The following is a 12,049-nucleotide window of genomic DNA, read 5'->3' as shown; positions in this document are numbered from 1 at the left end:
TCTGGTGTCGGCGGCGGCGGGTCTGTTGGGTTCGCTGCGTCGATGGATGAATCTTACCTACTACTAGATAGATGAACCAAGCAGAATTGTGAAACCAAACATTTCTTGCATGTGGTTATCGAACCCTTTCGGTCAGCCCACGCCATCAGCCGTCCAAACCACGAACAGCTAGAAATATGCTGTGAAATGCGCCCCCGCACCCTTCATCCGGTCCCAATACCTTGGGCTGGCAATTTGGGATTCCGTTTCAAATCATTGACGTTTGTTAACATATTCGGTTGTTCACAATTGAGCGCTAGTTAGTTCGATGCATGAAAACCACCGCACTTCGCTTCCCCCAGTATGCAGATACACCTTTGATCCGGGCAAAAACCGGGCGCTAAGGCTGGTCGATGCCTGGTTGCGGGATCAGATTCCTGCATACGCAACGCAAGCAGTGGCCCCATATTCGGCTACATTGCTTACCCCTTCGAATACAGTCGCTCAAATCCATAGTAATGGCTGGATATTTTTTATTGACGATTCTGGTGGAATGGTCGCCAAGAAGGGAGACGCCATCGTCTCGGTAACCGAAGGGCAGGAGGTGCCCAACATAGGGCGATTCTCCCTGGCGGACGTCACTTATATCGAGACGCTTTTGGTTGCTATCTTGAGGGATGCGGACTACTGATGTATACCCAGCGAGCCCTAAGGATAATTCACTCGGAAGCGGCAACCTCCTTTGGTGGGCAGGAGCATCGGATCCTCAAGGAAATGATGGGAATGCGCGAACGCGGGCACTTGGTCGAAGCCATCTGCCAGCCAGGAAGCGGTCTGCAGGCCAAGCTGACCGACGAGGGATTTGTCGTTCATACGGTACGCATGGACGGCGCCGCAGGGTACTTGCGGTCCGTGTGCAAGATCTGGCGCATACTGCGGCGCGGTGGCTACGACGTGCTAAACACACATAGCCGCCGGGATACAGTCATAGCCGCGTTGGCTGCAAGATTGGCGGGAACCCCGTTGATTGTCCGGACACGTCATCTGGCCAAGCCTCCCGGGTCGCTATGGAGTTATACGGGACTCCCTCATAAGGTCGTGGCGATAAGCGAATACGTAGCCAAACAGATGCGGGAGCGTGGCGTCGCAAAAAGAGACCTACAAACGGTATTCACTGCGGTGAATCTGCCCCCTCGTCCCGAAAGCTCAACATTGCGAGCCGAACTCGGTCTGGATCAGTTCGCCATCGTAGTAGTCTGCGTTGGGCATCTTCGGCAACAGAAAGGCCAAGCGCTGTTGATCGAAGCCATGGCGACCCTTATGCGGAGCCACGAGCATCTCCACTTGGTATTCGCCGGAGAAGGCTCACAACTCCAGCCATTGACCCGCCTGGCAGATTCGCTCGGGATAGGGAACCGCACACATTTTTTGGGCCGGCGGACCGATATCCCCAACGTTCTTGCCGGGGCCGATATCTTTTCGCTGCCGACTCAATTTGAAGCACTGGGTACCTCATTTATCGAGGCTTCAGCCTATGGCCTCCCAATAGTGGGAACCGATGTCGGGGGAGTGCCTGAAGTTGTTCAGCACGGTGTTTCGGGTATTTTGGTGCCCTACGGAGACGTCGCATCCTTGGAACAGGCGCTGGGAAGACTGATTCAAGATTCAGCCCTGCGTTCGCGCATGGGGGCAGCAGGGGCACGCCATATTGCGACGGAGCCAAAGTTCACGGTCGCAGCGATGGCGGAAGCCATGGAACGTGCCTACCTGTCCTGGCTGAAGCGCTAAAGATCCACTGAAGCGCGAAGCGCAAACTTTCACGAACGAATAAAAAGCCCAACCAAATCAATGGTTGGGCTCAGATTTTTTACAGAACCAGGCCTGTTCCCGGCTTAGAACGGAATATCGTCGTCCATGTCCGCCAGGTTGGCGCCGCCGCTGGCCGGGGCCGCCGCGGGAGCCGGACGCTGCTGGGGCGCCGGGCGCTGCGCCGGGGCGGCGCGCTGCTGGCGCGGCGCGTCGTCGTAGCCGCCGCCACCGCCATAGCTGGCGCCACCGCCGCCGCCGTCTTCGCGGCCGCCCAGCATCTGCATCTGGTCGGCGACGATTTCGGTGCTGTAGCGGTCAGCGCCGGTGTCCTTGTCTTGCCACTTGCGCGTCTTCAGGCGGCCTTCGATGTAGACCGAGCGGCCCTTCTTCAGGTATTCGCCGGCGATTTCAGCCAGGCGGTTGTACATGACGACGCGGTGCCATTCCGTTTCTTCGCGGCGTTCGCCGGAAGCCTTGTCTTTCCAGGTGGAGGTGGTGGCAATGGACATATTGCAGATTGCCGCCCCGTCGGGGCTGTAGCGGACTTCCGGGTCGCGTCCCAGATTGCCCACGAGTATGACTTTGTTAACCGATGCCATGCCGTTGTCCCTCTGTTGTTGACAGCCTGCGCCTGTGCGTTGCCGCGAGCGCGCCGGCAACAACATAAAAGCGATGTTGAAGACCGGCTTCATGAAACACGCCGGTCATCATCACGATGACCGGCGACGCCGGGTGAAGCCCTAGATTGATGTCTATTATCGACGAAAAGGGGGCGCCGCGCCAAACGGAAATAGTGACAAAACCACCCGCCCCTCCGCTGGATTTGCCGGCTGTTGAGCGCCGTTCGGCGTGCGATCCTCGACTTTCCCGGCCCCGGGGGCAGCCGAAGCGCCGCGCGGCCTCAGGCCAGCGGCCGCAGCGCCCAGGTCACCGCCAGCCAGACCGCGGACAGGACCGCCGCGGCGAGGAACACCGCGCTTGCCCCCGAATGCGCGGCCAGCCAGCCTCCCAGCGCGCCCCCGGCGAACAGGCCCGCGGCCTGGGCTGTGTTGTAGAAGCCCAGCGCCAGGCCCTTGTAGGCCTGCGGCGCCACTCGGGACACCAGCGACGGCTGCAGGGCCTCCAGCACATTGAAGGCAACGAAAAATCCCGTCAGCGCGGCGGCCAGCGTGTAAAAGCCGTGGCTGGCGGCGGGCAGCAAGGCGCACACCAGGATCAGCCCCGCGACGGCGGCGCGCAGGGCGCCGCGATGGGCGCGGCGCTTTTCCGCGACGAACACCACGGGCACCATCAGCACGAAGGACACCAGGATGACCGGAAGATAGACCTTCCAGAGTTCGCGCGCGTCCAGCCCGCCCACCTTCGCCAGCAGCGCGGGCACCACCACGAACAGCGACACCTGGATCAGGTGCAGCACGAAAACGCCGAAATTCAGGCGCAGCAGGTCGCGGTGGGTCAGGACTTCCCGCGGCCTGGCCGTCTGCATGGCGCGGGCCTGGGTCCGCGGCACCACGGGCACGACCCAGCGCGCCACGCCCAGGCAGATGACGCCCAGACAGGCGATGGTCCAGAACAGGCCCGACAGGCCCCACCAGCCCACCAGCACGGGCGACAGGACGAGCGACACGGCGAAGGACAGGCCGATCGATCCGCCCACCATGGCCATGGCACGCGTGCGCACTTCGTCCCGGGTGGCGTCCGCCAGCCAGGCGGTGACCGCCGCGGAAATGGCGCCGGCGCCCTGGATGGCGCGGCCGATGGTGATCCAGTACACGTCCGAGGCCTGCGCGCAGACGATGCTGCCCGCGACGAACAGCAGCAGGCCGAACAGCACCACGGGGCGGCGCCCCCAGCGGTCGGACGCCAGGCCGAAGGGAATCTGCATGAAGGCCTGGGTCAGGCCGTACATGCCCAGCGCCAGGCCCACGCGCGCCGGATCGTCCCCGCCCGGCATGCCGCTGGCGGCCACGGCGAAGACGGGCAGCAACAGGAACAGTCCCAGCATCCGCGCGGCGAACAGGCCGGCCAGCGCCACACTGGCGCGACGCTCGGAAGGAGTCAATTTCAGTTTTTTATCTGCCGGCATGCGGAAATTTCAACAATGACTAGGGCTGTTCGCGCGCGTGGATTTCATACGCTCACGGTCTGATTTGACGGTGCGGCGCCGGCCCCGGGCCAATCCGGGCTGAAGGACTGCCCCGAACGCGGGGGGATTCGGCGCGCTATAGTACCAAGTTGGCCTTTGAAACCGCTTAAGAGCCCGATGGACGCGATACGCATTCGGGGTGCCCGCACCCACAATCTCAAGAACGTCTCGCTGGACCTGCCGCGCCACAAACTGGTGGTCGTCACCGGCTTGTCCGGCTCGGGCAAGTCTTCCCTGGCGTTCGACACGCTGTACGCGGAGGGCCAACGACGTTACGTGGAAAGCCTTTCCGCCTACGCCCGGCAATTCCTGCAACTGATGGACAAGCCGGACGTGGACCTGATCGAAGGGCTGTCGCCCGCGATCTCGATCGAGCAGAAGGCGGCCGGGCACAACCCCCGCTCCACCGTCGGCACCATCACCGAGATCCACGACTACCTGCGCCTCCTGTATGCGCGGGTCGGGACGCCCTATTGCCCGGACCACGGCCTGCCGCTGCAGGCGCAAAGCGTCAGCCAGATGGTGGACGCGGTGCTGTCCTGGGTGCCCGAGACACGCCTGGCCGTGCTGGCGCCGATCGCCCGGGGCAAGAAAGGCAGTTTCGAGGACGAATGCGCCAGCCTGCAGGCGCAGGGCTACGTGCGCCTGCGCGTCGACGGCCAGATGATGGAAATCGACGGCATGGCGCCGTTGAAGAAAACCGAGAAACACGACATCGATGTCGTGATCGACCGGCTGCGCATCAAGCCCGAAAGCAAGCAGCGCCTGGCGGAGAGCTTCGAAACCGCCCTGCAACTGGCCGACGGCCGCGCGCTGGCGCTGGACATGGACGGCGGGCGCGAACAGGTTTTCTCCAGCCGCTACGCCTGCCCGGTGTGCAGCCACAGCCTGCCCGAGCTGGAACCGCGCCTGTTCAGCTTCAACAACCCCATGGGCGCCTGCCCCAGTTGCGACGGCATCGGCCAGGTCGGATTCTTCGACCCCAAGCGCGTGGTCGCCTTTCCGGAGTTGAGCCTCGCCGCGGGGGCCATCCGCGGCTGGGACCGCCGCAACGCGTTCACTCATTCGCTCTTGACCAGCCTGGCGGCCCATTACGAATTCGATATCGAGGCGCCCTTCGAGGAACTGCCGGAAGCGCTGCGCGAGAAGGTGCTGTACGGCTCCGGCGAAGAAGAGATCTCGTTCCTCTACCTGAACGAGAAGGGCCGCAGCACGGTAAAACGCCACACCTTCGAAGGCGTCATCCCGAACCTGGAACGCCGCTGGCGCGAGACCGATTCCGCCACCGTGCGCGAGGAACTGGGCAAGTACCGCAACATCAAGACCTGCCCCGACTGCGCCGGCTCGCGCCTGCGCCCGGAAGCGCGCAACGTGCTGATCGGCCAGGATCCGCGCGGCGGCGAGCGCCATGGCCAGGCCATCTACGAGGTCGAGGCGATGCCGCTGTCGACCTGCCTGTCGTGGTTCCGCGAGCTGAGCCTGACCGGCGCCAAGCAGGAAATCGCGCAGCGCATCGTGCGCGAGATCGAGGCGCGCCTGAGCTTCCTGAACAACGTGGGCCTGAACTATCTGTCGCTGGACCGCAGCGCCGACACCATCTCCGGCGGGGAAGCGCAGCGCATCCGCCTGGCCAGCCAGATCGGCTCCGGCCTGACCGGCGTGATGTACGTGCTGGACGAGCCCTCCATCGGCCTGCACCAGCGCGACAACGACCGCCTGATCGGCACCTTGCAGCACCTGCGCGACCTCGGCAACAGCGTCATCGTCGTCGAGCATGACGAAGACATGATCCGCATGGCCGACTGGGTCGTGGACATGGGGCCGGGCGCCGGCGAACACGGCGGCGAAGTCGTGGCGCAAGGCGATCCGGAAACCGTGCAGCGCGATCCCGCCTCGCTGACCGGCCAGTACCTCAGCGGCGCGCGCGCCATCGCGATCCCGGCGCGCCGCCCCGTCAGCGACGATCTGCCCTGGCTGGAGCTGTCGGGCGCCAGCGGCAACAACCTGAAGAACGTGGAACTCCGCATCCCGTCGGGCCGCCTGGTCTGCGTGACCGGCGTTTCCGGGTCGGGCAAATCCACGCTCGTCAACGACACGCTGGCCGTCGCCGTATCGCGGCAACTGCACCACGCGCAAAGCGAGCCCGCCCCCTACGTGTCGATGCAGGGGCTGGAGAATTTCGACAAGATCATCAGCGTGGACCAGAGCCCCATCGGCCGCACGCCGCGCAGCAACCCGGCCACCTACACGGGCCTGTTCACGCCCATCCGCGAACTCTTCGCCGGCGTGCCGGAAGCGCGGACCCGCGGCTACGACCCGGGGCGCTTCAGCTTCAACGTCAAGGGCGGCCGCTGCGAGGCCTGCCAGGGCGACGGCGTGGTCAAGGTGGAAATGCACTTCCTGCCCGACATGTACGTGCCTTGCGACGTCTGCCACGGCAAGCGCTACAACCGCGAAACGCTGGAGATCCGCTACCGCGGCCGCAACATCAGCGAAGTGCTGGACCTGACGGTCGAACAGGCGCTCGAATATTTCGAATCCGTGCCGGCCATCTCCCGCAAGCTGCACACGCTCATCGACGTGGGCCTGTCCTACATCCGGCTGGGCCAGAGCGCCACCACCCTGTCCGGCGGCGAAGCGCAGCGCGTGAAGCTGTCGCAGGAACTGTCCCGCCGCAGCACCGGCCGCACGCTGTACATCCTGGACGAACCCACGACGGGCTTGCATTTCCGGGATATCGAGCTACTGTTGCAGGTGCTGAACCAACTGGTCGACAGCGGCAATACGGTGCTGATCATCGAACACAACCTGGACGTCATCAAGACGGCCGACTGGGTCATCGACATGGGCCCCGAAGGCGGCGATGGCGGGGGCTACGTGGTGGCGCAGGGCACGCCCGAGGACGTCGCGGCCACCGAGGCCAGCCATACCGGGCAATACCTGGGCAAGCTCCTGCGCCGCGCGCCGGGCCGGCTGCCCGTGCACTCAACGCATGAGGGATAGCGGCATGTACACCTTGATCATCGGCAACAAGAACTACTCCTCGTGGTCCATGCGCCCGTGGATCGCCCTGCGCGCCGCGGGCGTCCCGTTCACGGAGCAGAAGCTCGGCCTGTTCACCGAGAAATTCTCGCGCCGGCTGGGCGCGGTGTCGCCCGCCGGCCTGGTGCCCGTGCTGCTGGACGGCGACTTCGCCGTCTGGGATTCCCTGGCCATCTGCGAATACGCCGCCGAGCGCCATCCCGAGGCCCGCCTGTGGCCGCAGGACGTCCGCGCCCGCGCGCGGGCGCGTTCGCTGGCGGCGCAGATGCACAGCGGCTTCGGCGCGCTGCGCGAGGCGTTGCCGATGAACATCGAAGCCCATCTGCCGGGCATCGATTTGCCCGAGGCCGCAAGCCAGGACATTTCCCGCATGCACGCCATCTGGCAGGACACGCGCGCCGAATTCGGCGGCGGCGGGCCGTTCCTGTTCGGCGCCTTCTCGATCGCCGACGCGTTCTTCGCGCCCGTGGTGTCCCGGTTCACCACCTACGGCATCCCGGCGGCGGGCCCCGTGCGCGACTACATGGACGCCGTGCTGGCCCTGCCGGCCATGCAGTCCTGGATGCAGGACGCGCGCGCCGAAGCCACCTTCGTGCCCGAAGATGAGCCCTACCGCAAGCATCGCTGAAGCCCGGCTCAGTCGCGCAGCCGCTCGGCCACGAATTCGCGCAGCAGCCCCATCGCGGGCGCCTCGGTGCGGCCGGTCAGGGTCACCAGCGCGAACAGGGCGTGGCTGCGCAGCGGCGGGTCGGCCGGCAGCTCCGCCAATTCTCCCGCCTCGATGCCGGCCCGGGCCGCGCCCACGATGCCCAGGAACACCGCGTCGGACACGCGCACCGCTTCGAGCAGGCTGCCGATTTCGTCGCAGCGCAGGCGCACCGAGGTTTGCGGATCCGCCTCGATGCCGAAATGCTCGACGAGGATCCGTTCGGTGTCGGCCGCCAGGAAGGTGGACGCCAGAGGATAGGACGCGATCTCCGCGAAACGCGGCGGGCGCGCGGCGCGCGCCAGCGGATGGCCGGGGCGGCAGATGAAGCCGGCCCGCATCTGCGACACAGGCTCGATGCGCAGGTCGGCCGCCGGCACGATGCCGCGGGTATCCACCACCAGCGCGTCCAGCCGGCGCTGGCGCAGCAGCGCCAGGTGCGCCTCCAGCGAGCCGCGCATCACCTCCAGGCGCAATTGCGGATACCGCTGCGCGACGTGCGCCAGCAGGGGCGTCATGAGCATGGCGCCCGGCCCCGAACCCAGGCCGATACTGATGGCGCCGCGGTCTCCCTGGGTCAGCAATTCGGCGCTGCGGCGCAATTCGGCCGACTCGAACAGGATGCGCCGGGCGCGGCCGGCGACGGTCAGGCCCAGCGGCGTCAGTTCCGTGCGCTTGCCCATGCGGTCCAGCAGCCGCGCCCCGAGGTCCTCTTCCAGTATCCGGATGCTGCGGCTCAGCGCCGACTGGGTCAGGTGCAGGCGTTCGGCCGCGCGGCTGAAGGACCCCGCTTCGGCGACCGCCAGCAGGTGTTCGAGCTGCTTGAGGTTCATGGCCCGGCCTCCACTCAAGTATGAGTTTTTTTTCTAGCTTCCAGAATAACAATTCGTTAGACAACTAGCGAGCGCTGTCCCTAGCATGCGATCACGACACCACCATGCCAAAAAGGGGAACCCGTGAACATGCTTTTCAACCGCCTGCGCCTGGCCGGCTGTGCCTTGGCGCTGGGCGCCGCATTGCTGGGCCAGGGCGCCCAGGCCGCGGACTATCCCAGCCGGCCCGTCATGATGATGGTGCCCTACCCGGCCGGCGGCGCGTCCGACGCCATTGCGCGCGTCGTGGCGCCGCCCGTGTCCAAACAGCTTGGCCAGCCCGTGCTGGTGGAAAACCTGGGCGGCGTCAGCGGCGCGCTGGGCGCGCAGAAGGTCCTGACGGCCAGGCCCGACGGCTATTACCTGTTCCAGGGGTCTCCCAACGAACTGATCCTCGCGCCCATCGCCAATCCCGCGGTCAAGCTCAAGAGCGAGGATTTCCGCCTGGTGCAGATGATCGGCATGGCGCCCCTGGTGGTCGTGGCGCGCAGCGATCTGCCGGCCGCGAACGCCGACGAACTCGTCGCGCTGGCGCGTTCGCGCTCGGGCTCGCAGCCGCTCACCTTCGGCAGCGTGGGCGTGGGCTCCCTCTATCACGTCCTGGGCGAGCACCTGGCCCGCACCATCGGCGCCAACATGGTCCACGTGCCCTACAAGGGCGGCGCGCCGCTGATGCAGGACCTCGGCGGCGGGCAAGTGGACATCGCCATCCTGCCCTTGTCGCAGCAGCAGGTGGCGCTGGCCGAGCAGGGCCGCATCAAGCTGCTGGCCAGCCTGGATCCGCAACGCAGCGCGCTGCCAGCGCTCAAGGCGGTGCCGTCCGTGAACGAAGGCCAATCGCTCAAGGGCTTCAACTTCACCACCTGGACCGGCTACTTCGTCAAGCGCGACACCCCGGAAAACGTGGTCCTGCAACTGCACGCGGCGCTCAACGCCGCCATGCAGGACCCCGCGGTGAAGGAAAGCCTGCAATACCAGAACATCGAAGTCTCCGCGCCGATGAGCGCGGAGCAGGCGGACGCCATGTACCGCGCCGAGACCGAGCGCTTCCGAGAAATCTCCAGCCACGTGCAACTGGCCGGCAACCCGTGACCGCGCGCCCTCCCCACCAGGAACGACCTTCCATGCATCCCATTCTGCAGACCGTGACCGCCCAGGCCGACGAGTTCGTCTCGATCCGGCGCGATATCCACCGCAACCCCGAACTGGGCTTCCAGGAATTCCGCACCAGCGATCTGGTGGCGCATTGCCTGGCGCAGTGGGGCTACGAGGTGGAGCGCGGGCTGGGCGGAACCGGCGTGGTCGGCCAGTTGCGCCGCGGCGCCGGCGCCAGGCGCCTGGGCCTGCGGGCCGATATGGATGCCCTGCCCATCCAGGAAGCCACGGGCCTGGAGCATGCCAGCCGCAACGAAGGCGTCATGCACGCCTGCGGCCACGACGGCCACACCGCCATGCTGCTGGCGGCGGCGCACCACCTGGCCAGGGACGGCGATTTCAGCGGCACCCTGAACCTGATTTTCCAGCCCGCCGAAGAGGGCCTGGGCGGGGCCAAGCGCATGATGGAAGACGGGCTGTTCCGCAAGTATCCGTGCGACGCCATCTTCGCCATGCACAACATGCCGGGCCATCCGCAAGGCCACCTCCTGCTGCGCGACGGCCCCGCCATGGCGTCGTCCGACAACGTCACCATCGTGCTGGAAGGCGTGGGCGGGCACGGCGCGGTGCCGCACCGCGCCGCCGATCCCATCGTCGCCGGATCGGCCATCGTCCTGGGATTGCAGAGCATCGTCGCCCGCAATATCGACCCCCTGCACATGGCCGTGATCACGGTCGGCGCATTCAATGCCGGCAAGGCCAACAACGTCATTCCCCAGACCGCGACGCTCAAGCTCAGCGTCCGCGCGCTCGACCGCGAGGTGCGCGACACGCTGCAGGCGCGCATCACCGAACTCGTCCACAGCCAGGCGGCCAGCTACCAGGTGCGGGCGACTATCGACTACCTGCGCGGCTATCCGGTGCTGGTGAACACGCCGGCGGAAACAGACTTCGCGCGCCAGGTGGCGGTGGAGCTGGTGGGCGCCGCCAAGGTGGATCCGCAGACCCGGCCGCTCACCGGCAGCGAAGACTTCGCCTTCATGCTCGAGGAAGTGCCCGGCTCCTACCTGCTGGTCGGCAACGGCGACGGCTCGCCGGACGGCTTCAACAGCGGCCACGGCGCCTGCATGGTGCACAACCCCGGCTACGACTTCAACGACCACAGCCTGCCCGTGGGCGCGGCGTACTGGGTGCTGCTGGCGCAGCGCTACCTGGCGGGCTGACGCCTCGGCGCCGCGCGGGCGGGGTGCGTCAGCTCATGTCGAACAGGCGCCGGTGTTCGCGGATGGCGTACCGGTCCGTCATGCCGGCGATGTAGTCGGCGATCGCGCGGGCCTGTTCGTTGAACGCCGACCGGCGGTAGTCGGGCGGCAGCAGGCGCGGGTCGTCCAGGAACGCGACGAACAGTTCGCGCACGATGCGCCGCGCCTTGGTCGTCATGCGCAGGACGCGGTAATGGCGGTACAGGTTGTCGAACAGGAATTTCTTCAACTCGTCCGCCTCGCGCCGGATCTCGTCCGAAAAGCCCGCCAGCGGCGGCGCGCGGCGCACGTCGGCGGCGGTGGCGGGCGCGAACTCGCGTATGCGCGCCAGCGAGGTCTGCGTCAGGTCGACGATCAGCGTGTTGATCATCCGGCGTATGGTTTCGGCCACCGCGCGGCGCGGGGCCAGGCCGGGATAGCGTTCCAGCACGAAGGCGTGGTGCCGCTCGAAGATCGACACGTCCTTCAGTTGTTCCAGCGTGATCAGCCCCGAGCGCAGGCCGTCGTCGATGTCGTGGTTGTTGTAGGCGACTTCGTCGGCCAGGTTGGCCAGTTGGGCTTCCAGCGACGGCTGCGTGCGGTTCAGGAAGCGCTCTCCCACTTCGCCCAGTTGGCGCGCATGCGCGGCCGAGCAGTGCTTGAGGATGCCTTCCCGCGTTTCGAAGCACAGGTTCAGGCCGTTGAAGTCCGCGTAGCGTTCTTCCAGCTCGTCCACCACCCGCAGGCTTTGCAGATTGTGCTCGAAGCCGCCGGCCTCGGGCGCCAGCTCGCGCATGCAGGCGTTCAACTCGTCCTGGCCCGCATGGCCGAAAGGCGTATGGCCCAGGTCGTGGGCCAGCGAGATGGCTTCGGTCAGGTCTTCCGACAGGCCCAGGCTGCGCGCCAGGGTGCGCGCGATCTGCGCCACCTCCAGGCTGTGCGTCAGGCGGGTGCGGAACAGGTCGCCTTCATGGTTCACGAAGACCTGGGTCTTGTATTCCAGGCGCCTGAACGCGCCGGAATGGACGATGCGGTCGCGGTCGCGTTGAAACTCCGTCCGATTTTCCGGCGGCGGCTCGGCGTAGGTCCGCCCGCGCGATTGAGACGGATGGGATGCATAGGAAGCCAGTTCTTTCATCTGCAACACCGTCTCCCGCGC

General features: G+C 66.1%; 10 protein-coding genes. 6 read left to right on the top strand and 4 right to left on the bottom strand.

Translation table 11 applies throughout. The annotated features are described in order from the left end of the window. Nucleotides 1-307: 307 nt before the first annotated feature. Together AVE30378_RS18380 and AVE30378_RS18375 are read left to right on the top strand one after the other, a co-directional pair. Nucleotides 308-670, top strand: coding sequence for a hypothetical protein (locus tag AVE30378_RS18380; protein WP_129242287.1), 363 nt, complete (start codon nt 308-310; stop codon nt 668-670). After that, on the top strand, nt 670-1,767 hold the full coding sequence (locus tag AVE30378_RS18375) for a glycosyltransferase (RefSeq protein ID WP_129242286.1): 1,098 nt from the start codon (nt 670-672) through the stop codon (nt 1,765-1,767). The genes AVE30378_RS18380 and AVE30378_RS18375 overlap by 1 nt, the downstream gene beginning before the upstream one ends. A 104-nt stretch (nt 1,768-1,871) precedes the next feature. Here AVE30378_RS18375 and ssb read toward each other — a convergent pair whose 3' ends face one another. Further along, nucleotides 1,872-2,387, bottom strand: a complete 516-nt coding sequence (gene ssb, locus AVE30378_RS18370) for a single-stranded DNA-binding protein (RefSeq protein ID WP_129242285.1) — start codon at nt 2,385-2,387, stop codon at nt 1,872-1,874. Between the two features lie 302 nt (nt 2,388-2,689). Next, nucleotides 2,690-3,874: an MFS transporter gene (locus tag AVE30378_RS18365; protein ID WP_129242284.1), complete on the bottom strand. Its 1,185-nt coding sequence runs from the start codon at nt 3,872-3,874 to the stop codon at nt 2,690-2,692. Between the two features lie 177 nt (nt 3,875-4,051). On the opposite strand from AVE30378_RS18365, the gene uvrA reads away from it, so the two are divergent. Next, a complete protein-coding gene (gene uvrA / locus AVE30378_RS18360; RefSeq protein WP_129242283.1) occupies nt 4,052-6,937 on the top strand; it encodes an excinuclease ABC subunit UvrA in 2,886 nt (961 codons plus the stop codon). A 4-nt stretch (nt 6,938-6,941) separates the two neighbouring features. After that, on the top strand, nt 6,942-7,604 hold the full coding sequence (locus AVE30378_RS18355) for a glutathione S-transferase family protein (protein WP_129242282.1): 663 nt from the start codon (nt 6,942-6,944) through the stop codon (nt 7,602-7,604). Nucleotides 7,605-7,612: 8 nt separating this feature from the next. Here the strand turns inward: AVE30378_RS18355 and AVE30378_RS18350 are convergent, their stop codons facing one another. Further along, the gene (locus AVE30378_RS18350; protein WP_129242281.1) at nt 7,613-8,515 is read right to left on the bottom strand and encodes a LysR family transcriptional regulator; all 903 of its coding nucleotides are present in this window, start codon (nt 8,513-8,515) and stop codon (nt 7,613-7,615) included. A gap of 129 nt (nt 8,516-8,644) precedes the next feature. On the opposite strand from AVE30378_RS18350, the gene AVE30378_RS18345 reads away from it, so the two are divergent. Further along, entirely contained in the window at nt 8,645-9,646 is a 1,002-nt protein-coding gene (locus AVE30378_RS18345) for a tripartite tricarboxylate transporter substrate binding protein (protein WP_129242342.1), read from the top strand. 32 nt (nt 9,647-9,678) lie between these two features. Continuing rightward, on the top strand, nt 9,679-10,872 hold the full coding sequence (locus AVE30378_RS18340) for a M20 aminoacylase family protein (protein WP_129242280.1): 1,194 nt from the start codon (nt 9,679-9,681) through the stop codon (nt 10,870-10,872). Between the two features lie 28 nt (nt 10,873-10,900). On the opposite strand, the gene AVE30378_RS18335 is transcribed toward AVE30378_RS18340, so the two are convergent. Then, entirely contained in the window at nt 10,901-12,028 is a 1,128-nt protein-coding gene (locus tag AVE30378_RS18335; protein ID WP_129242279.1) for a deoxyguanosinetriphosphate triphosphohydrolase, read from the bottom strand. Between the last annotated feature and the right edge of the window lie 21 nt (nt 12,029-12,049).

The organism is Achromobacter veterisilvae (assembly GCF_900496975.1).
Taxonomy (GTDB): domain Bacteria; phylum Pseudomonadota; class Gammaproteobacteria; order Burkholderiales; family Burkholderiaceae_B; genus Achromobacter; species Achromobacter veterisilvae.
The sequence above is the reverse complement of the archived record's forward strand: the minus strand, read 5'-3'. Positions and strand labels throughout refer to the sequence as shown.